General features: G+C 67.2%; 16 protein-coding genes and 1 pseudogene. 9 read left to right on the top strand and 8 right to left on the bottom strand.

Annotated elements, in window-relative coordinates; all coding sequences use genetic code 11:
* Positions 1 to 2: 2 nt before the first annotated feature.
* Both ACZ7LS_RS04230 and ACZ7LS_RS04225 read right to left on the bottom strand, forming a co-directional pair.
* A complete protein-coding gene (locus tag ACZ7LS_RS04230; protein ID WP_382521241.1) occupies positions 3 to 3,161 on the bottom strand; it encodes a helicase-related protein in 3,159 nt (1,052 codons plus the stop codon).
* Entirely contained in the window at positions 3,158 to 4,774 is a 1,617-nt protein-coding gene (locus ACZ7LS_RS04225) for a nuclease-related domain-containing DEAD/DEAH box helicase (RefSeq protein WP_385132495.1), read from the bottom strand. The genes ACZ7LS_RS04230 and ACZ7LS_RS04225 overlap by 4 nt, the downstream gene beginning before the upstream one ends.
* Before the next feature lie 98 nt (positions 4,775 to 4,872).
* Here ACZ7LS_RS04225 and ACZ7LS_RS04220 point away from each other — a divergent pair.
* The 4 genes and pseudogenes from ACZ7LS_RS04220 to ACZ7LS_RS04205 form a co-directional block, all read left to right on the top strand.
* Positions 4,873 to 6,150 (top strand): annotated as a pseudogene (locus ACZ7LS_RS04220) (sigma-70 family RNA polymerase sigma factor); the annotation flags it as partial.
* Between the two features lie 255 nt (positions 6,151 to 6,405).
* Positions 6,406 to 8,505: a transcriptional regulator gene (locus ACZ7LS_RS04215; protein WP_382521653.1), complete on the top strand. Its 2,100-nt coding sequence runs from the start codon at positions 6,406 to 6,408 to the stop codon at positions 8,503 to 8,505.
* A gap of 32 nt (positions 8,506 to 8,537) precedes the next feature.
* Positions 8,538 to 9,494, top strand: coding sequence for a hypothetical protein (locus tag ACZ7LS_RS04210; protein ID WP_382970110.1), 957 nt, complete (start codon positions 8,538 to 8,540; stop codon positions 9,492 to 9,494).
* Positions 9,491 to 10,378 carry a DUF6339 family protein gene (locus ACZ7LS_RS04205; RefSeq protein WP_382521250.1) on the top strand — a complete coding sequence of 296 codons (888 nt, stop codon included), beginning with the start codon at positions 9,491 to 9,493 and terminating at the stop codon, positions 10,376 to 10,378. Before ACZ7LS_RS04210 ends, ACZ7LS_RS04205 begins: the two co-directional genes overlap by 4 nt.
* Here the strand turns inward: ACZ7LS_RS04205 and ACZ7LS_RS04200 are convergent.
* The 4 genes from ACZ7LS_RS04200 to ACZ7LS_RS04185 form a co-directional block, all read right to left on the bottom strand.
* A complete protein-coding gene (locus tag ACZ7LS_RS04200; protein WP_382970106.1) occupies positions 10,347 to 11,666 on the bottom strand; it encodes a DNA cytosine methyltransferase in 1,320 nt (439 codons plus the stop codon). The two genes, ACZ7LS_RS04205 and ACZ7LS_RS04200, sit on opposite strands and share 32 nt — an antisense overlap.
* Positions 11,663 to 12,670 carry a DNA cytosine methyltransferase gene (locus ACZ7LS_RS04195; RefSeq protein WP_382521255.1) on the bottom strand — a complete coding sequence of 336 codons (1,008 nt, stop codon included), beginning with the start codon at positions 12,668 to 12,670 and terminating at the stop codon, positions 11,663 to 11,665. The genes ACZ7LS_RS04200 and ACZ7LS_RS04195 overlap by 4 nt, the downstream gene beginning before the upstream one ends.
* A gap of 20 nt (positions 12,671 to 12,690) precedes the next feature.
* Entirely contained in the window at positions 12,691 to 13,122 is a 432-nt protein-coding gene (locus tag ACZ7LS_RS04190; protein WP_382521258.1) for a very short patch repair endonuclease, read from the bottom strand.
* Between the two features lie 489 nt (positions 13,123 to 13,611).
* Positions 13,612 to 14,607 carry an SEC-C metal-binding domain-containing protein gene (locus ACZ7LS_RS04185; RefSeq protein WP_382521260.1) on the bottom strand — a complete coding sequence of 332 codons (996 nt, stop codon included), beginning with the start codon at positions 14,605 to 14,607 and terminating at the stop codon, positions 13,612 to 13,614.
* A gap of 73 nt (positions 14,608 to 14,680) precedes the next feature.
* Between ACZ7LS_RS04185 and ACZ7LS_RS04180 the strand changes: the two genes are divergently transcribed.
* The 5 genes from ACZ7LS_RS04180 to ACZ7LS_RS04160 all read left to right on the top strand — a co-directional run bounded on the left by ACZ7LS_RS04180 (position 14,681) and on the right by ACZ7LS_RS04160 (position 18,983).
* Entirely contained in the window at positions 14,681 to 14,893 is a 213-nt protein-coding gene (locus ACZ7LS_RS04180) for a DUF3311 domain-containing protein (RefSeq protein ID WP_382521262.1), read from the top strand.
* Positions 14,890 to 16,524, top strand: a complete 1,635-nt coding sequence (locus ACZ7LS_RS04175; RefSeq protein ID WP_385132502.1) for a sodium:solute symporter family protein — start codon at positions 14,890 to 14,892, stop codon at positions 16,522 to 16,524. The genes ACZ7LS_RS04180 and ACZ7LS_RS04175 overlap by 4 nt, the downstream gene beginning before the upstream one ends.
* A gap of 169 nt (positions 16,525 to 16,693) precedes the next feature.
* Positions 16,694 to 17,011, top strand: coding sequence for a DUF6412 domain-containing protein (locus ACZ7LS_RS04170; protein ID WP_129769033.1), 318 nt, complete (start codon positions 16,694 to 16,696; stop codon positions 17,009 to 17,011).
* A 170-nt stretch (positions 17,012 to 17,181) separates the two neighbouring features.
* Positions 17,182 to 17,937: a YidC/Oxa1 family membrane protein insertase gene (locus ACZ7LS_RS04165; protein ID WP_382666317.1), complete on the top strand. Its 756-nt coding sequence runs from the start codon at positions 17,182 to 17,184 to the stop codon at positions 17,935 to 17,937.
* 185 nt (positions 17,938 to 18,122) lie between these two features.
* A complete protein-coding gene (locus ACZ7LS_RS04160) occupies positions 18,123 to 18,983 on the top strand; it encodes a fumarylacetoacetate hydrolase family protein (protein WP_382521270.1) in 861 nt (286 codons plus the stop codon).
* A 126-nt stretch (positions 18,984 to 19,109) separates the two neighbouring features.
* On the opposite strand, the gene ACZ7LS_RS04155 is transcribed toward ACZ7LS_RS04160, so the two are convergent.
* Both ACZ7LS_RS04155 and ACZ7LS_RS04150 read right to left on the bottom strand, forming a co-directional pair.
* The gene (locus tag ACZ7LS_RS04155) at positions 19,110 to 19,556 is read right to left on the bottom strand and encodes a heme-degrading domain-containing protein (RefSeq protein WP_382666315.1); all 447 of its coding nucleotides are present in this window, start codon (positions 19,554 to 19,556) and stop codon (positions 19,110 to 19,112) included.
* A gap of 83 nt (positions 19,557 to 19,639) precedes the next feature.
* Positions 19,640 to 20,731, bottom strand: a complete 1,092-nt coding sequence (locus ACZ7LS_RS04150; protein WP_385132507.1) for a Gfo/Idh/MocA family protein — start codon at positions 20,729 to 20,731, stop codon at positions 19,640 to 19,642.
* Between the last annotated feature and the right edge of the window lie 44 nt (positions 20,732 to 20,775).

Here is a 20,775-nt window from a genome sequence, read left to right as displayed (position 1 = left end):
TCTCACGCTCCTTTCACGGCGACGAGGCACTCACGGTCGACGTTGCGCATCGACTGGGCCGTCTCCCACAGGCCGCCCTGCTTGCCGAAGTCGGTGAGGAGTGATGAGTGCGTCCGCCCCTGGGGCTGGTAGTAGAGACGACTTCCATCGCCACGTGCGATCTCGGCCTCGTGCCGCCAGTCTTCGATCAGCGACTCCAACTGTTCGGCAGCGGCATCGGCTTCGTCCGGATCGGCCCGCCGAACATGAGCCACCACGAGGTCACGGATCCGGTCGACTTCGTCGCTGTGATCGAGGATGTCCCCCGCCTTGTTCTCCGTGTCCAGGCCGATTCCGTGCCGCACCAGGATGGTGAGTACGGCGTGCAAGGCTCGCTTGCGAGAGGGCATGGACCACGGTGTGACGCTGGTCGGTTCGACGTGCCGGTAGAGCGAGCGGTGGTAGACACCGAACGACTCGTAGTGGGATCGGTCGCGTGGTTTGGCCGAGCGGAAGAGTGTGACGATCAGTCCGGGTACATGACGGCGGCCCACGCGGCTGGTGGCCTGGATGTATTCCGAAGTCGTCTTGGGTTGCCCGTTCATCAGCATGAGGCCGAGCCGCGGGACGTCGACGCCCACGGAGAGCATGTTGGTCGTGGCAAGAAAGGAGACGCTACCGGGCTCCTTGAAGCTCTTGCCCAGGCGTTCGAGGAGTCGTGGTTGAGCAGCGCGCGGGATGTTGCTGGTGAGCTCGACCACTGAGTCGTCGTTCAGCTCGCGGCGACGGGTGTCGTCCTTCGTCAGATGCTCAAGCCGCGCCGGGATGTCGTCTCGCGCGATCGTGACGGTTCGTCCGAGTTCTCGCAAGCTGTTGTGATAAGCGACCACAGTCCAATATGCGTCGCGCAGAGCGTCGTCGTCGCAGACCTCCTTCGGGGCCTGCAATGCGGCGGCGCCCACGTGAACGGTCGAGGTCGAGGCGGTGTGGCCCTGCGCCATGACGCCCACGTACAGACGTCCGGGCTTGTCCTCGTCGGGAGAGGCGAAGTAGGAATGACCGGCTTTGATCCCGGCCGGGGGGAAGAGCTGTGCGGGGCGACCGTAGAGGCTGCGAATCTGGTCCTGCGAGCGTCGGATCGTCGCTGTCGACGCGATGACCTTCGGCGCGGTACCGCCCCAGGCACACAACTCCAGGACGGCCGATTCGTACAGACCGACCGTTGTCCCCAATGGGCCGGCCAGCAAGTGCAACTCGTCCTGAATCACCAGCGATGGTGCGCGCTTGCCGGTCCTGCCGAAGAGGTTCCCGGCCTCCGGTTCCCACGCCAGTCGCGCGAACTTGTCCACGGTGCCGAGCAGGAAGGTTGGCGGTTCTTTGTAGATTTGTTGGTCCACGACGGACACCGGAAGCTTTTCGTGGAAGACGCAGGTGTTGCGCGGGCAGAAGAACGAGGTGCTGATGCCATCCGCGCGGATGCCGAAGTCCCGGTCCTGGCCATGTCGTTCCGGGACGATCTCGGTGCCGCACCAGGGACAGCGTTCCAACAGGAAGCGATCATCGGGTGCGTTCATCTGCTTCAGAGCACTGAGCTCGTCCTGCGCGACGGCGATCTTGTTCGGCGTCGTCTCCTGGCCCACCCAGAGTCCGATGGAGATGGGTTCCTGCCCCAGATCGCGGGGCAGCGGCCCGTCGTGTCCTCTCCGGATGTACTCCAGGGCGCAGATCGCCGTCGCCGTGCGCTGGAACTGCTGGGTGGTGAGCAGGCTCAGCGTGTATCGACTCAGAACGGCCGTGCCGCCCCCGGCCGCGCCGAATCGCAACCGGCGCCAGAGGATCTCGAAGCAGGCGGTGAGGAGGTATGCCTCCGTCTTGCCTCCTCCCGTGGGAAACCAGATGAGGTCGACCGTTTTACGGTCCTCGTGCTCCGGGTTCATCAGCCCCTCGACCACGAGCAGGAAGTAGGCGAGCTGGAACGGGTGCCACGCATAGGCGTCACCCGGCTCGGACAGTTCGACTACTTCGCTGTCCCTGCGACGACGGCTGCCCGCCAGATCCGGATGGCTGTGGAGCATTTGGAGCGCCATGGCCCGGTTGGCCAGGCGAAAGGCGTCGCGTGCCTTGTCTCCTGCGGGGGTTGACGCGGTGAGGGCATCCACCCCTGACGCCATGCGGTCGAGCGCGGTCTCGATGCGGCAGAGGATGCGTGTGGCGGGTGCGGTGGCCCATTGCCGCAAGTCCTCCGCCTGCGACCGCTGGGTCTCGAACCAGTCGCGATAGCCCTGCACGAAGGCGTGCAGTTCGGCACGGAGGTCTTCCACCGCGAGATCTGTCCGGGCCAGGTGCGCGAGGTTGAGCACCGGCAGGTCCTTGGGGCCGTCGGGTTTGATGTGCTCGACCACCTGCTGCGGCATGACCTGTGCTCGCACCGTGGTGACCGGGCCGGAATCGGTGTTCCACTCGACGGCACAGCCGTGTCCCACGGCCCTGGTCACGATGTGCCTGTACTGGACTCGAAGCTCCTGCTCCTCCTCGTCACGGCTGTTGAGACGGGTGCTCGGATACTCCAGGATGGTTCCGCCGATTGTCGTCGCCCGCAGTTCGGCCTGAAAGAGCATCAGGTCACGGTTCTTGTACGAGCTCTCCTCTTCGTCATGCGCGTTCGCCAGCACACATGTGACGAGATGCCCGTCTCCGAAAGAGCGCCACCGAACATGGAGACGACCGTGGTCGTCCAGAACGCCAATCCCGTCGGTCTGTTCCGCGGTGACGAGCTTCGTCGTGGAGAGTCGCGGTTGCCTTCGCCAGCTGCGCCGCCCGCCCTCGCGGGACGTCACGTAACGGGAGGCCCCGCACGCCACCTCGATCTCGGAGGCGTTGGTGAAGAAGGAGAAGCCGAGAGAAGACGGAAGCCAGGCGTTCGCCTCGGCCACCGGATCGTCGGCGAAGTTGTCCTCCTCTCCGCCTCCGGCCGCTGTCTCGTTGAAAGCCTCCTCTCCATCCTCCTGCGAGTGCTCCAGCAAGGAGGCTCCACGCGGATACAACGTGCCCATCAGGTAGCGCCGGTCAGGCGGGTCGACGAGGGTCTCGTCCTCTGCGGCGGGCGGGCCGACCAACTGCCGGTGCAGGTACTGCACGAAGTCGGTACGGTGATCGGAGAGTCGGGATGCGGAATCGTTCACGTGACACGTCCCTCCCGCGTCAGTACTGCCACGCCCAAGTCTTTCAGCACCTGGCGGGTTTCGGGGCGACAAGCAACCCAGAGCTGAGCGCGGGCCCTGGTCCAGGCGACGTACAGCGCGTCGAGCCGGCCTTCGAGGTATTCGGGTTCGAGGTCGATCAGACAGACGACATGGTTCTCGTGGCCCTTGAAGTCGGAGACGGACGACCAGGTGAGACGGTGCTTCGTGCGGTCGGTCCCGACAACATCGGCGAACCGCTCGATTTTCGAGGCTCGCTGCGACAGACGAGCCGAGCTCGTTTCCCAGTCTCCCGAGGCGGACAGCAGCGTGATGTCCCGTGGTGAGACACCCTCCCGCACAAGTTCGGTCACATAGCCATCGAGGACGGCGGCCTCGTCCGGAGCGTCGCGCACATCGGCGAAGCGCACCGGCTCTCCCTCACCTGCGGAGGCAACACCCAGGTCGGCGCCCGTGTAGAAGCGAACCTGGTTGACGATCTGCACAGTGTTGCGGCAATTGCGCTTCATGGGGCCGTAAACGGAGCCCAGAGGACGCAGGTACTCCCAGGCGTCGGGATCGTAGGCCTCGGGGGCCAGCACCTGGTTGTTCTGGTCGAGCATGAAGATCCATCGGCCTTCGCCGAGACCACCCGAAGCCAGCTCCTCCAAGGTACTGAGACTCTCGAAGGTCATCAGATCCTGCGCCTCGTCAACGATCAGTTGGTCGAAGGTGCGGGCCCGGACCTCGTCCAGTCGGTCGAACGGCAAGACGGTGATCGCGTCGTCGGTGAGGAGCCGGCCCATGTGGGTGGCCAGCGTGGTGCTCGCGCAGGTGAACAGGACACTGCCGCCGGCGGACTTTCGGCGGGCCGCCTCGGCGGCGAGGAACGTTTTTCCGGTACCTGCCCCACCGGTCCAGATGAGGCGTGGGATCGACTCCAACTCGTCCAGTCTGTCAAGTTGTTCGTTGGTGAGACGTTCGAAGGTGACCTCGAGGTTCGTCAGCCGGGACTGCACATTGGGCACGAGGTCGAAATCCGGGCGTACGGCCTCCAGCATCCGCTTGCGCAGGGCGGCGGAGACGGGGGTACGGGCCCACCTGTTCCTCGTCAGCCAGAAACGGGTCGCTCGCTCGATACCCTTGGCCAGACCGCGTCCGCCGTTGTACTCGGCGCTGCCGAGATACTGTTGGGGCTCGAACTCGGTCGTTCGTTCGAGATCGACGTCTGTGGTGATCACGAGGTATCCGCTCGGGACGCCCAGATCCCTCAAGTCGCCGACCAGGGCGCCGATCTCCCGATCGAACTCGTGCATGCCCCCGCTGGCCTGAGCGAAAGGGCTCTCCTTGGGGCCCACTGCGCGACCTGGCGGGCCGTAGTACCACTTCCCGTCACGATGGCGGACCCGACCTCCCTTGACCTCGATGAAGAGCAGGATGTCGGGCATGATGACGACGAAATCGATCTCGCCGACACGCTTCTTGTGGTGTTGGGGGAGATGAACCGAGTGCAGCGCCACGCTCTGGTCGTCAGGAATCGCCTTGAGCGCCGCGAACACACTTCGCTCGGCCTGGCTTCTGGTGCTGCTCGAGATCTCACTCGGAATAATCCGCATCCACTCTCCCCATTGTCACGCCGACACCTCTTCAAGATACCGAGTGATGGATCATCGCGGGACGCCCCCTGGTAAGAAGCGCTGGCAGCGACGGCCCGATGAGTGATGGACTACGGGGGACAGAGATCGAGCGCGGGCGCGGGGGCGTGATGATGACGGAGCGGGGCGGCTCGTCCAGCAGACGTGTGAACGAAGCCGGTTGGGATCTGCTCATCGGCCTCGTCCGTCGGTTCATGGCCGAAGGACTGGAACGCCGCACGGCTTTGGGGCAGGTGGCGAGGGCCGCACGCCTCGATGCGCCGGAGGCCGATGCCTTGTACGAAGCCCTGGCAGCAGCGGAGATGGAAGACGAACAGGGCCAGGACGAGCAGGTGTTCACGCAGAGCGCGACCGGTGGACGCCAGGCAGGTTCCGACGAGGTTCTCGACGACTTGGATTCCCTCGAGGTGGAAGAGGAAGCCCAGGACTTGGAGTCCTTTCGAGGTACGGTTCGCGTCGACGACTTGGAAGCGGCTCGTCGTACGGCCCGGGATCTGCTGGAGGTGGATCGGAGGCGAGTGAACCCGCACCGGCGCCTGCTGAGCGCCGAGGAGGAAGTGGGGCTCTGCCTCTTGTTCCGAGGAGACAGAGGGGCCTCGGAGTTGTTGCCCGATGGCTATCCGGCGACGCTTCCGCAAGACGGCGAAGCGTACAGGGCGTTAACCGCAATGGTCATTCATAATCAGCGTCTCGTTCATAAGATCCTTCACGGCCTGGGGCACTGGCAAGGCAGTCCCATGTACGAGGACCTTGCGCAGCACGGAATGATAGGCATCATTCGCGCAGTGGAGAAGTTCAACGTTTCCATGGGGTGCAAGTTCTCCACATATGCCACCTGGTGGATTCGGCAACGTATCACTCGAGCTGTGGTCAACGAAGGGGCCGTCATTCGACTCCCGGTTCACATCTGGACCGATGTGGAGAAGGTGCGGAAGGCGGAGCGGGCGTTTATCGACCAGGGGAGAATTCCCAATGTGGATGATCTCTCCTTGGCCTGCCGACTCGGTCCCGAAAAGGTTTTGGAGTGTCTGAGACTGGGGCATCGGGCGCTTCTGTCGCTCGAACAACCCATCGGTGAGAACGTGACTCTCGGGGAGCTGGTCGTCGATGAGTTCTATCCTGTGCCGGGCCCGGAACGGGTACTTCGGTCCGAATTCGAGCGCCAGGAGCTGTTCCAGTTCTTCGATGCGTGTGCGTTCACGGAGAGAGTCAGGAACATTCTTCTGCTGCGATACGGATTCGTCGACGGAACGTCCTGGACGCTGGACGAAATCGGTAAGCGAATAGGGGTCACGCGCGAACGTATTAGGCAGATCGAAAAGCGCGCACTCAAGGATCTGAGGATTCAAATGGGATTGGATCCCGACGATCCTGTCTCGGAACGCCGTCGTGTGAAGGCCGCTCGACAGGTCGCTCAGGAGGCCGCTGCAGGGGCCGCACTTCGTGGAGGCCCGGAAGGGCGCGAGGGAACGGGGCCCGGCGAGTCACTGCATGACGACGGCGTCGACACGCCGGCAGAGAGCAGCTCCGACGGGAAAGAGGGAACAGTGACCACGAAACAACCAGAGTTCGGTCGGTGGTTGGCCGAGCGCATGCAGGAAAATGGGACGGACGAAAGTGACCTGGCGCACCGCCTGGGATTGACACGAGCTCTTGTAGAGTCCTGGCTCGGCAACCGCTCTTTGCCCAGCCCGGACCATTTGGTCAAGGTGCGGGAGGTTTACGGATCCGCTGACGAGACCGGGCAGGGTTCTGCGGTTGGTCCGGAACAACAGGTCGAATCTGCAAAGATGCCGGCCGTTTGGTACCACCGTCCTGGACACGACGATGGTGGCCGGGAGTTCGGTAATGCGGCTGCCTTTGCTTTCGAAGCCGATCTGGAGGTCCTGGCCCGCGAGGCGACCCAGAACAGCCTGGACGAGCGCGACAGGAGGAGCGACCGCCCGGTCAGGGTCCGTTACACCCTGCATGAGCTGTCCGGCGACGCTCTGGCCCGGTTCCGTACCGCGATCCGCTGGGGCGACCTGCACCCCCACTACGAAGCGGCCGCAGCGCAGGACCAGAAAGTCGGACGGGTCATCAGCGCCGGTGTGCGAGAGATGTTCGAGCGGGATCGGCTGGTCCTTCTTCGCGTCGACGACTACAACGCCAACGGGCTGACAGGAGACGACTACGAGGACGGACGATTCGCAGCCGTGGTGCGGCGTCAACTCGAGAGTCGCAAGTCGGATGCTGCGGCAGGTGGTTCATACGGTCTCGGCAAGGCCACCCTCTGGGCGACCAGCCGTCTGGGGCTCGTTCTCATGAACTCCACGCTCTCCGAGCCTCATGAAGGACACACCGAGCGGCGGTTGATCGGACGACTGGACCTGCCCTGGCGAGAGGTGGGCGGAAGGAGATATGCCGGTCCCGCTTGGCTGGGTCGGCCGGATGCCGAGTCGGACAACACAGAGGTCGTGCGCTCCTGGTGGGCTGACGAAGGCACGGTCGAAAGCCTGCATCTCACCCGCGAGGGCGATGATCCCGGCACGTCTTTCTTGATCGTCGGAGCACATGATGTCGCCAGCCTCGCCGGACCCGGGCAGGATCAGGAAGGCGACGTGGACGACGACGAGGACAGCTTGGAGCGCATGCACCAACGGTTGGTTCGTGCTCTCGGACGCAACTTCTGGGCCGCGATGACAGCGGGAGGCGACCGCCGACCGCTGTTGGAGGCATCGGTGCGGACGCTGCGCAATGGCGTGGAATATCTTGAGGAGGAGCGGGTCGATCCACAAGTGCATCAACCAGCGCGCTCGCGCGCTCTCCATGCCTTCCTGAGCGGTACCACGGTGGATCGCCTCACCGAGGCAGGTCAAGTAGCTCTCGCCACCGTGCCATTGAGGGTTCCCGAAAGGGATGGTCTTGCCTCTACGGCCGGCGAGCACCGTGCGGTACTCCTCGTCACAGAGGCCACTGACGCCGATGGGAGGATCAACCAGGTGACCGCGATGCGTGGCAATCGCATGACGGTCAAGACCAGCTGGGTGCCCGGCCTTCCTGTGGGGACCAACCCGTTCCAGGCAGTTCTGCTTGTCGGCCGGGCGGCGGGGGACGACGCGCCGTTCGCTGCTGAGGCCGAGGAGTTTCTGCGTTCGTCCGAGCCGCCGGAGCACAACAAGTGGGGACAGACCGAAGAGTTGCGGATGCGTTACTCGCCCTCGGCCCATCGGCGGATCGCGGCGTTGACGTCGGAGACCAACAGGGCCGTGCACTCACTTGTAGCGATCCCGAAAGAGAAGAAGCAGAGCGGCACGAGCAAGGTGCGAAACAGGCTCAAGATCTCGCACAAGCCCACGAACAAGGTCAAGGGGATGGTGGCGCCGCCGAAACTGGATGATCTGGATGCTGTCATCGACCCCTCCGGTGCGTGGCAGATCACCGCCGAGGTCAAGGTGCCGCATGGGGGAGAGCTCTGGCGCATGAGCCCTGTCGCCAAGCTGGAGGTTCGCTCCGGCCCTCGTCCAGTGGTGATGTGGGCCGAGCTCGTCGCTGTCAGCAACTGTGAAGTGTCCGACGGCGTACTGCTTTTCCCGCCGGGTACGCGCCGTGCCGTCTTTCGAGGGGTTACCGATGTGTCCACACATCCGGTGAGGGCTGCACTTACCGGTCTCGTCGTCGAACTGCAGGAGAGCAAGGGAGATGTCGCGTGAGGGCCTACCCGTACCCCCGACTGACCGGCGCGGTGACGGCGCGGGTCACGGCCGTGCGGCTGCGTGGCCCCGACGGCACCCGCGAGGACTTGGACAACAGGGGATTCTCGGTTGTCCAGCAGGTCGTGGCTCTCGGTAGGGCTGAGCGCGGCGACTGGCAAACGGCCCGGCTCGCCCTGACGGCGGACGTACCGGCTCGCGAGATCGAGGCGAGGGGCTGCTGGTCCGATGTCGTGGTGGTCGCCGTTCTGACGGAGGGGGCCACGAACGTGCGCACTGTTGCCCGATTGACGCTCAGCGCGGAGGGCGGTAGGGAATGGACGGGGAAGATCGAGCTCGACAGGGACGATCACCTGGACCGTGCGTCTCTCGCTGTGCACGTGGTGGCCACGGTCGGGGAGGTGGAGGGGCGGATCATCGCCTCCACCGACCAGGACTGGCTGATCGACATGACGGCCGACGCTCCGCTCAGGGATCGCCAACTCGACGTCACCACGGTCAGTTTCGCCCGTGGCGCCGAATCGTTGCGGAGTTTCCGGGACGCGCCCTGGATCGTGGACACCGCGGGGCGGATGCCCACCGTCCGCCTGAATTCGGATTTCGAGGGTCTCGTGGCGCTCGTGGAAGGACAGGGCTCGAAGATGGAGAGCGTCGTGGGCGAGATGCTGTTGGCCCAGATGTGCGCCGATGTGTGGACCGCTGTATTCCACACCGCTATCGGTGACCTGGAGATCGAGGACGACGGGATGCCGCTCTTCCCCCCCGATTGGCGAGGTGCGGTGCTCCGCGAGATGCTCCCGGACATCGTTCCCGGGCGGTCGGTTGAGGACGCTCTCCGCGAGGTTCACACCCGACGTACCGGCGAAGGGAGCTGGGCGGATCTACAACCGCGCATCCAGTACGCAGCCGCCCGTCGCGCCGGGGTCCCCAAAGCGTTGGCCGGCACGGTCCGCGACATCGAACGACTCGACCAGGAGACCCGCGCATGACCTCCCGCCCCGAGTACTTGCCGGAACGACTTGCTCTGATCTCCGATGTACAGGCTGCCGAGTACATCTCCGCAGGACTGCTCGAAGGACGCGATGACGTCCCTTCCATCGCGCTGAACAAGGTTACGGAGGAGCTGCCCGGCGACGATGCGCGACTGGGGCTGCACCGGGTACGCGATCTGATCGACGACGCCATGGCCAGATTCCGGGACGAGCGCCCCACGGCCGCGGATGCATGGCTGGCGCCGCGGCTGCACGAGACTCTTCGTCTGACTCGCCGGGAAGCGGCCGAGAAGAGGCTCTGGACGTATATGGCCCTCGGGATGGCTCCCGACTACGTCGTCTGGCGGCACCTGCCCGAGCCGAAGGCGGACGGTTCGCACGGACGAGTGGCCCGGGACAAGTTCGTCGGCCCGCACTACAAGCAGACGTTCGCCCGACTCTGGTGGGCGGCCGAGCTCTTCCGCGACGGGTCGGACTACCACCCCGTCGTCGTGGCCTGTGGAAATCAGGACATGCTCAACTCCGCTCTCCGGCTGGACATCGCCGACCATCGCCCAACCGCGCTTGCTCTGGTCAGACTCATGGAGAGAGGGATTGTGCGCACCGGTCGCGAGATCAACGCCCTGACGCCCGCTGTCAACGCCGCTGCGGCGACACTGATGTACGACGTCATCGCCCCGGACGTGGAGCGTGACGGTGAGCCTCTGCGTGACTGGATCGCAGGAGCCGAATCAGCCCTTCCGTCCCCCCGGAACAGCCTTCCTGAAGGTCCGGAGGAGGCGAGTGTCCCGGAGGAGGTGGTTCAAAGACTCGTCGCCCACTTCGGGGAGCTGTTCGCGGATGCGCCGGTCAGGGGGCGGAACGTCGAGGAGCGCGGGTGACTTTGTGCGAGTCCGGTGGGCATCGGCTCTGATCGCCGCATCCGATGGCACGTAGCTCGTCCATGGTGGTCTGGGGCACAGGCGGCCAAGTGGTCGAGGTCGCCAACTCGTCGTCCGAGGGGGCTTCTCCGCGCAGTGCCCTGCTGAGTACGTGCATGCCGAGCCGGGGTGGTACGGCATTGCCGACCTGCTGTGCCTGGTCGTTTCCCGACCAGGGGAAGTTGTGCGGGAAGGTCTGTAGAACGCCGGACTCGGGGATGGTGAAGCGATCGGACTTCGCCGCTTCGTACTCCTCGATGGACTTGTACACCTTGTTCCGAGAAACCTTCCCGGTGACCGTGAAGGCGGGCTCGGAGGACATACGCCGGCCTCGGTTCTTCGGGTCGCCCCCGGAGCCGTAGTTCGAGACGACGAAGAACTTCATCTCGCCTCCCGTCCGGAGCCGGGACACGTCCACAGGCGAGCCCTTCGGCTTGCTCGCCGCGTCGAGAGCCTCCGCCATGGACAGCCAGCGTTGCTTGGTACCGGAAATGGCGGAATCGGTCGGGAACAAGTCGGCCTGAGCGGTATTGCGCTTCCCTCGATGCAGGTCGAAGGGCAGATGAGTCGCTTCGAGCGGTTCGATGGCCCCATGCCCCGGGCGACGAGCGACGAGTACGGCGCGGGTGCGCGTCTGCGGGACCCCGAACTGCTCGGTCTTCAACTCCCAGCATTCCGCTTCGTACTTGACGCCGTTGAGTCGTCCCTCGCCACCGCGGAGAAGCTTCGCGTAGACCTCCCAGAGGGGCAGGACAGCAGGCACCTGTTCCAGGACGATCACCTTGTACGGGTCGCGGCCCTCTGTCTCGATCGCCTTGAGAAGCCAGCGGAGGGGCTCCAGGACCAGGGCGGTGCGTGGGTCCTTGCCGAGGGTGTGCAGATCGTCGTCGATCTTGGCTTCGTCCTCCCCGTCCACCAGGCGGTGAATGAAATCCTTCACGGTGTCCAGCGCCACCCGTCCCGCGCCGTTTCCCGCGACGGAGAAGGACTGACAGGGCGGCCCGCCGGCGAGTACATCGACCGATTTGGGGATCTCGTCGAAGCGGGTCTCGCGCATGGTGCTCACATCGGCGTGAATCGTCGGCAGGCCCGCCGCGTAGCGGGTCTCGCACGCGTTCCGGTCCCACTCGATCCCGATACTCCTGAAGCCCAGGAAATGTGCAGCCACGTCGAGTCCGCCAGGACCTGCAAAGAGGTCCAGGATCCGGATTCCGTCGAGATGGTGAACCTGTGTTCCCGAGCTGTTCATGGGGTTGAAGTGTAGCCGGCGACGGGGGTTGCGGGTGCCGCCAATGCGGCTCGGACAGCCAGCCCGAGCGCCTTGGCCAGCGGCGGTGGGGAGGCATGCCCGATCTGGCGGTAGCGAGCCGTCTTCTTCCCGGAAAATCCCCAATCGGACGGGAAACCCTGGAGGAGCGCGGCCTGGTCCGTCGTGATCCTGACCATCCCTTGCCGCCCCGCCTCCGGCGCCCAGACGAAGTCCGGGCCGGGAACGTTGTCGGCCACGGTGCCCCCATCGACTCCCATCCGGGCCCAGGCCTTCCTCGTCCCTGTCGGTCCGAGATCCGCGCCTCCCCGCCTGTCCGACCCGCCCACCAAGGTCGGCGCCACGCTGAGCGCCTGGGCCGCCCAGCGGTCGGCGTCCCGCCAGCCGCGCATGGCCATCGAGCGCCGCAGGGCTCTGCCCACGGACAGATGTTCGCGAACCGTCGGCTCCGGTGGACGGAAGGCGTCGAAATGCTGATTCTTGAACGCGACGAGCAGCCCATGTTTCCGGTTCTGCGGCACCCCGAAGTCGGCTGCGTTGAGGAGAAACCACCGAAACCGGTAGCCGAGATGATGCAGTTCCTTGCGGATGAGGTCGCGTATCGGCTCGAAGTCGGGAGCGCCCACCAACTCCGGTACGTTCTCGATGACCAGAGCTCGGGGCTGGATGGCATGCGCCAGGTATACGGTCGCTTCCAGTAAGCGCAGCTCGGCCTCGGTCTCGGCCCGCGCGACGGTCGCGCTGGACTTCACACGAGGCAGTCCGGCCGACAGCAGATCGATGTCGTAGATCTCCTGGTGCTGCGAAGGGGAGAAGTCCAGCAGGTCCTCTTCCAGAACTTGCCACGCCGGACGGTTCCTGCGCAGTGTGTCGCAAGCCACAGGCTTCTTGTCCAGGAGCAGTGCGGGTTCGAAGCCGGCGTGTTCCAGCCCCAAGGCCAAGCCACCCGCACCCGCGCACATGTCGACGAATCGTAGTTCGCTCATCGGCCCCCGCCCTCCGTTGGTCATTTACGCCTGCTCGCCTTTTCCTGCTCGACAGCCGTGACCACTTGACGCATGACGGCATCGGGTGACTCGTGTTCCCAGAAGCGCAGCACCGTCCAGCCCTCGGACTGCAGCTGTGCGTTTGTCTCCTGGTCCCGCTCGACGTTGCGATCGAGCTTCTGTCGCCACCATTCCGCGTTCGCCTTGGGACTGGTGGCGTGCTCCGGGCAGCCGTGCCAGAAGCAGCCGTCGATGAGGACCGCAACCTTGGCACGCGTGAACGCGATGTCGATCTTCCGTCTGCGCATGCCCGGAACCGGATAGTGCGTGCGGTAGCGATATCCGGAGGCATGGAGAAGCTGCCGCACCGCCCGTTCGGCACCGGTGTCCTGGTTGGTCTGCCGGCTCATGCGGGCCGAGACGTCAGGGCTGGACGAGGGTGCGGCATGCATAGTCCCAGTGTCCCATTTCCCGACCGCGTTTTCGGTTCACGGTCGCGGAATCATGCCGAGTGGACTCCCGGGTGCGGAAGCACGGGTAGGTCCTCGTCCCGCGGCCGGCGAGAGGACAGGCCGATCGCCGCGCCGGAGCTGCGGGACGACCAGCGGGCCCGCGCCGAGGACCACATCCGCACCCCCGGGCCACCGGCCTGCGCGGCCCACCCCTCTGCGACGCCGTTCAGAACCCGGCCCGGCCAGCAGCGTTTCCTGCCCGACGAGACTGAACATCGCATCGGAACCGTGGAGCCTGGCGCTCACCCGACGCGGCAGCCGCCCCAAGACCTGCCCGCCACGCGTCGAACAAGCCTGAACAGTCTGCCAGTTGCACCGGTGAAGCGTCACGAAGATCTGAAATGAGGGGGTGCTGAACTGGATACGGAGTGGGCGCTGCGTCAGGACGCGCCGGGGAGTAGCCGTCCAGCGGGTCCACGGGCTGCTGCCCTACACCCCGTGGCAGGACCTGTAGGGCTTTGTTGCACCGCACCAGCAGGGGGCGTTGCGGGCTGGGGGCCAGGGGGTGGCTCGGCCTCGGGCTGCGAGGGTGGTGGCGTATTGGGGGAGCAGGTCCGTGTTGGAGGGGGACGACTGTTCCGAGGCCGCGAACGCCTCGTACGACGGGACCGTCGCCGTGACGATGCCCAGGTTGGGGGTGCCGGTGGCGGCGAGGTCGCGGAGGGAGGATTCGAGGTGGGACAGGTGGGTCTCGTGGGACGGGTATTCGGTGGTCAGGGTCGGGTACGCGGCGAGGAGTTCGGTCAGTTCCGGGGCCGGCCAGTGGAGCATCGCCACCGGGAACGGGCGCGACAGGGCCGAGCGGTACGAGCCGAGTTCGGCGCGGAGGCGGGTGATCTCGGCCTGGAGTTCGGCGGGGTTGTCCGAGCCGAGGGACCAGAGGCGTTTGGGGTCGTGGAGCTCGTCGAGGGTGACCGAGGCGGGGTTGACGCGGTCCGCGAGGCCGTCCCAGTCGTCGTGGTCCAGGGCCAGCAGGCGGCGGACGCGGTGGCGGCCGATCAGCAGGCTGTGGACCGGGTAGGGGACCTCTTCGCCCGGGGTGAGCAGTGTGTTGAGCGCGGTCGTGAAGGTGTCGTGGGCCGCTTCGAGTTCGTCGTGGGACTCCAGCGTCTCGGCGACGATCTCCCAGGGGCCCGGGTCCAGCGGGGCCGCGGTGCGCAGGCCGTCGATGATCGCGCGGGCCTCCGCCTCGTGGCCGTACTCCCAGAGGTTGGCGGCCTGGAGCGCCTTGACGAGCTGGGGGTGGTCGGGGGCGGCCGCGAGGAGGGTGTCGTAGAGACCGGTCGCGCGGTCGCGGTCGCCGGCCAGTTCCAGATGGGCCGCGGCCCGGAGGAGCAGGGGCTCGTGATCCTCGGGGTACTGGGCAGCGGTGCGCAGCAGGCGCTCGGCTTCCGTGGTGTGGTCGGCAGGCATGTCGGGGCGCATGACGGACACCGTACTGCCGTGCGGGGCGGGAGCGGAGGGGGGCGGCCCGTCGTGCCTCGTCTAAGGTCCTGACGTGCTCCGACACCGTCCTCATCTGCTCTGGCTGCTGGTTCCGTTCGTGCTGTTCCTGGTGGCGCCGCCCTGGGTGAACCGGGTGGAACCCGTGATCCTCGGGCTGCCGTTCCTGTCCCTGTGGCTGCTCGGCGCCACGGTGCTGACGCCCGTCGCCGTCGCGCTGGCCTGGCGCGGGGATCAGCGGCTGCGGCGCCGGGAGGGAGCGGAGTGAACGCCACCGTCTCCACCACGATCTTCGCGGTCTTCATGGTCGGCACGGTCGGTCTCGGGCTGCTCGCCGTCCGCCGGCGCACGGGCGGCGGGATCGCCGAGTGGTCCGTCGGGGGACGCAGCCTCGGCGCCGTCTTCATCTGGGTGCTGATGGCCGGCGAGAGCTATACGAGTTTCAGCTATCTGGGCGCCGCGGGCTGGGGCTACAACTACGGCGCACCCGTCCTCTATGTGGTCGCCTATATGTCCTGCGGCTACGCGGTCGGCTATGTCGTCGGCCCCATGTTGTGGAGCTATGCACGCCGCCATGATCTTGTGGGGATCACGGATATACTCGCCCACCGCTTCGGGCGGCCCTGGATCGGCGCCCTGACGGCGGTGCTCGCGACCGTCTTTCTCCTGCCGTATATCCAGCTCCAGATCACCGGCATGGGCGTGGTCGTCTCGACCATCTCGTACGGCGCGATCAGCCTCAACTGGGGCTATTTCATCGCCTTCGCGGTGACCACCGGATTCGTGGTGGTGAGCGGGCTGCGGGGGAGCGCCTGGGTCTCGGTGCTCAAGGACGTACTGGTGATCGGCACCCTGGGGTTCCTCGCCGTCTATGTGCCGCTGCACTACTTCGACGGGTACGGGCCCCTCCTCGACCGGCTGGTGGCGCAGAAGGCGGAGTGGCTGACCCTGCCGGGACACGGCGGCGACGGAGCGGGCGGCAGCGGGCTGGGCACGGCCTGGTTTGTCACCACGTCCCTGCTCAACGCGCTGACCGTCGTCATCTTCCCCACCACCGTCGCCGGCTATCTGGGCGCCCGCAACGCCGACGCGCTGCGGCGCAACGCGATCTGGCTGCCCGCCTACAACGTGCTGCTCTTCATCCCGATGCTGCTCGGCATGGCCGCGCTCTTCGTCGTCCCCGGGCTCACCGGCGCCGGTTCCAACCTCGCGCTCTTCCGGCTCGTCGTCGACTCGCTGCCCGCGTGGGCGGTCGGCATCATCGGAGTCGCCGCGGCCCTCTCCTCGATCGTGCCGATGGCCGTGTTCATGCTGGTGATCGGGACGATGTGGGGGCGCAGCGTGCTTTCGCTCGTACCGCGCTGGCGGGCCAGGCAGAAGGGCGCGGCGCAGGTGGTCGTCGTGGTGGCGGGCGCGGGCGCGCTGGTGCTGACGTACGCCGCGCCCAACACGCTCGTACGGCTCTCCCTCATCTCGTACGAGGGGATGGCGCAGCTGCTCCCGATGGTGCTGCTGGGGCTGGTGTGGCGGCGGCTGACGCCGGCAGGCGGGCTGAGCGGGCTCGCGGTGGGGGTGGGGACGGTGTGCGCGCTGGTCTTCACCGGCCACGATCCGGTGTGGGGGGTGAACGCGGGGATCGTCGCGCTCGCCGCCAATCTCGTCGTCGCGCTGGTGGTGACCTTCGCGACCAAGGCCGACGCCGACCAGCGGCCCGACGCGGACGTGCTCGCCCGTGATTCCCTCGATTCCCTCGATTCCCTCGATTCCCGCGAATCCCTCGCGTCCCTTGATGCCCGCGATTCCGTCGATTCCGTCGATCCCCTCGATTCGAGTCATGGGATCGGTGTCACGCCCGCCTCTTCGGACGGTGCTCCCCGCAGCGCAGCGAGCGCCGACTGACCGGCCACCGCCGGTACGCCGGATCCCGCCCCGGCCCCGCCGAGATCCCGCCCCGGCCCCGCCGACCGCTTCAGCCCCTGTCGGCCGATCGTGTATAACGGCTGAAGCGGTGCTTGTCGTACGAAGCGCCCCGGCACCCGGAAGCACGACCGAACGAGAGGGGCAGGCCATGGTCCGCAGCGCGCTGCGGCTGCTGCGCCCCGCCGGGCTGCTGCTCTTCCTCGTCGCCGAAGTCCTGCTCCTCGACGCCGGCGGCCTCTCCGCCGCCGTCGCGCTCGCCGCCACCGCCACGGCCGCCGCGGGCTCCGCCCTCGTCGTCTGCGCCCTGATCAGCGCGCGTACCGTGCCCGCTCACCCACGGCACCGGGTGCGTACGGCCATCCGCGACCGCGAGCAACGTACCGCCTTCCTGCCCCAACGGGACCCCGACGCCTCGGGCCGTACCAGGCCCCGAGCACCCGGCCGTCTTCTTCCGACGGCCGCGTAGCAGGGGTACGCGGAGCAGGGTTACGCGGGGCACGCGCGCCCCCGGCGGGCCGAGCGCCCCCGTCCGTACGGCACCTGTCGTACGTACGCACCCTCTCCAGGCCCCCCGACGCGGGTCGTCATGCCGAGCTGCATCTCATCCGGCACGACGAGACCCACGGAGGGCTCACCATGTCCGTTTTCGCGAATCTGGTCGGACATCTCGCCAATCTGCTCCAGCCGCTCTTCAGCGCGGGCGCCGCCGCGGCGGCGATCATCCTCTTCACCGCCTGCGTACGGCTGGCGATCCACCCCCTCTCCCGCGCGGCCGCCCGCGGCCAGAAAGCACGTACCAAACTCGCTCCGCAGATCGCCGAACTGCGCAAGAAGCACGGCAAGAACCCCGAGCGCATGCAGAAGGCGCTCATGGAGCTGCACGCCAAGGAGAAGGTCTCGCCGCTCTCGGGCTGCCTGCCGAGCCTGCTCCAGATGCCCGCGTTCTTCCTCATGTACCACCTCTTCTCCAACCGGACGATCGGCGGCGAGCGGAACGAACTGCTCGGCCACTCCCTCTTCGCCGCGCCGCTCGGTGACCGCTGGACGGACGCGCTCGCGCACGGCGGGGTACTGGGCGGCGCGGGGCTCGTGTATCTGGGCCTCTTCGCGATCGTCGCCGGGGTCGCCACCTTCAACTTCCGCCGGGCGAAGATCCAGATGGCGCACGCTCCCGCGATGCCCGCGGGGCCCGACGGGCAGCAGGTCCCCGGCATGGGCGCGATGACGAAGATGATGCCCCTGCTGTCCTTCGCGACGCTGTTCACCGTCGCCGTCGTGCCACTGGCCGCCGCGCTGTACGTGGTGACGAGTACGACATGGACGGCGGCGGAACGCTACTTCCTCTACCGGGACATGTATCCGACGGGCGCACTGGCCGCCGCCACACCCTGACGGGCCGGCCCGACGGGCCGAGGCTGGGCCGGTCCGACGGGCGAGGATGGGCGGTCCGGGCCGTGAACGTGGTCCAGGCTGTGAACAGGGTCTTGCCGTGTGATCGGATGTCTTGGAGGATCGGCCAAATCCCCTCCGGTGGCCGCATCCATCGGCCGGGTCATGTTCGACCAGAGGAGACAGACATGAAGCTGCTGCGTGTCGGTACGGCCGGGGCCGAGCGCCCCGCGCTGCTTGACCAGGACGGGACGACCCTCAGGGACCTGTCCGGGCTGGTCACGGACATCGACGGCGCACTGCTCGCCGATGACGCGGCGCTCGACCGGATCCGGGCCGCCGCCGCGTCGGGCGAACTGCCCGTACTCGACGGAACCGCGCCGCGCGTCGGACCGCCGCTCGCCCGGATCGGCAAGATCGTGTGCATCGGGCTGAACTACCACGACCACGCGGCGGAGACCGGAGCGGAGATTCCGGCCGAGCCGATCATCTTCTTCAAGGCGCCGGACACCGTGGTCGGTCCCGACGACACCGTTCTCGTGCCCCGGGGGAGCGTCAAGACCGACTGGGAGGTCGAACTCGCGGTCGTCATCGGCCGTACCGCCCGCTATCTGGACTCCGCGGCGGACGGGCTGGCGCATGTCGCCGGGTACGCCGTCTCGCACGATGTCTCCGAGCGCGAGTTCCAGATCGAACGCGGCGGTACCTGGGACAAGGGCAAGAACTGCGAGACGTTCAACCCGCTGGGCCCCTGGCTGGTGACCGCGGACGAGGTGCCCGACCCGCAGGCGCTGGCGCTCAGGCTCCGCGTCAACGGCGAGCTGAAGCAGGACGGGACGACCGCCGAGCAGATCTTCGGGGTGGGTGAGGTCGTGCGGTACGTCAGCCAGTTCATGACGCTCTACCCGGGCGATGTCATCAACACCGGGACGCCGGCCGGGGTGGCACTGGGCAAGCCGGAGCCCAAGCCGTATCTGCGCGCGGGTGATGTGGTGGAGCTGGAGATCGAGGGACTGGGGCGGCAGCGCCAGGAGTTCAAGGACGCGTGACGCGAGGCGGCCTGGGTGCGGGACGGCACGGGTGCGAGGCGGCCCGGGTGCGAGGCGGCCCGGCCAATGGAGCGGCCCGCCCGTTCCGTACCCGGGCCGCCCCGTACCCGCTCCCGCTCCCACCCCTCAGCCGCGCAGCCGCTCCAGCGCCCGCACCACCATGGCGTGGTCCTCTGCCTGCGGAAGCCCCGAGACCGTCACGCTGCCGATGACGCCCGCGCCCTCCACCGCGATCGGGAACGAGCCGCCGTGCGCCGCGTACAGGTCCGGGTCGAGGCGGGAGGAGTCCTCGAATGTGGTGCCCTTGGCCCGGAACCGCGTGCCCACGAGGAACGAGCTGGCGCCGTACCGCTCCACGACCCGGCGCTTGCGGTCGATCCACGCGTCGTTGTCCGCCGTCGAGCCCGGCAGCGCGCAGTGGAACAGCTGTTGCGTGCCCCGGCGGATGTCGATCGCCACCGGCGCGCTCCGCTCGCGCGCCAGCTCGACCAGCAGACCGCCCAGCGTCCACGCGTCGTCGTGGGTGAAGCGGGGCAGAATCAACCGGGCTTCCTGCGCTTCGAGTTCGGCCACGGTGGGGGATGTGGGAACGGGGACAGGGGTAGCGGGGACAGCGGAATCGGGAACGGGAACGTCGGTAGCGGGAACGGCGTCGCTCATGACCGGACCTCCAGCGTGACCACGATGCCCTCGCGGGCCGAGCGCCGCGCCGCTTCCAGTACGTCGAGCGCCGCCGCGGCCTCGTGCGCCGTCACCGGCGGCGCGGTGCCCTCGCGCAGCGCGGTGGCGATCCCCGCGTAGTACGCCGGATAGTCGCCCGGCTCGGTCTCCACGGGGTGGCCACCGCCCGTGAACGGCGATTCCCCGGCCCCGATCCGGCCCCACAGCGACTCGGACTCCACGCCCCAGGCGGCACCGCTGCCCGGCCGCCTGCCCTCGCGCAGATCCGCCTCCTGGGGGTCGAGTCCGTGCTTCACATAGCCGGCCGCCGAGCCCAGCACCCGGAAGCGCGGGCCCAGCTGGGCGGTGGTGGCACTGGCGTAGAGATGCGAGCGCACGCCGTTCGCGTGGGTGATCGCGATGAAGGTGTCATCGTCGGTCTCGGCGCCGGGACGGCGTACGTCCGCCTCCGCGTACACCCGTACCGCCGGGCCGAACAGCACCAGCGCCTGGTCGACGACATGGCTTCCGAGGTCGTACAGCAGACCTCCGATCTCCTCCGCCGCGCCCGACTCGCGCCAGCCGCCCTTGAGCTGTGGGCGCCACCGCTCGAAGCGGGACTCGAAGCGCTGTACCTCGCCCAGCTCGCCGGCCGCGACGAGACGGGTGAGCGTGAGGAAGTCGTTGTCCCAGCGGCGGTTCTGGAAGACGGAGAGCAGCAGCCCGCGCTCCTCGGCGAGCGCGGCCAGCTCGCGCGCCTCGGCCGCGCTTCCGGCGATCGGCTTGTCCACGACGACCGGCAGACCGGCCTTGAGCGCGGCCGTCGCGATCGGGACGTGGGTCTTGTTGGGGGAGGCGATGACGATGAGGTCGAGGCTGTCCGCCCGCTGCCACAGTTCGTCCGGCGAGGCCGCGAACCGTACGTCAGGGAACTCGGCGCGCGCCTGCTCCCTGCGCTCCGGGCTGGAGGTGACGACCGTGTCGAGTACGAGCCCGTCGGTGGCGGCGATCAGCGGGGCGTGGAAGACGGAGCCCGCGAGGCCGTAGCCCACGAGCCCGACGCGCAGAGGGGTGCCGGTACCAGTCATACGTCCACTTAAGCAACGGTGTTTCCAAAGTGCAAGCAGGAGTG

It is taken from the genome of Streptomyces sp. NPDC039430, assembly GCF_055639435.1.
This window is presented reverse-complemented; position numbering and strand designations above follow the sequence as displayed.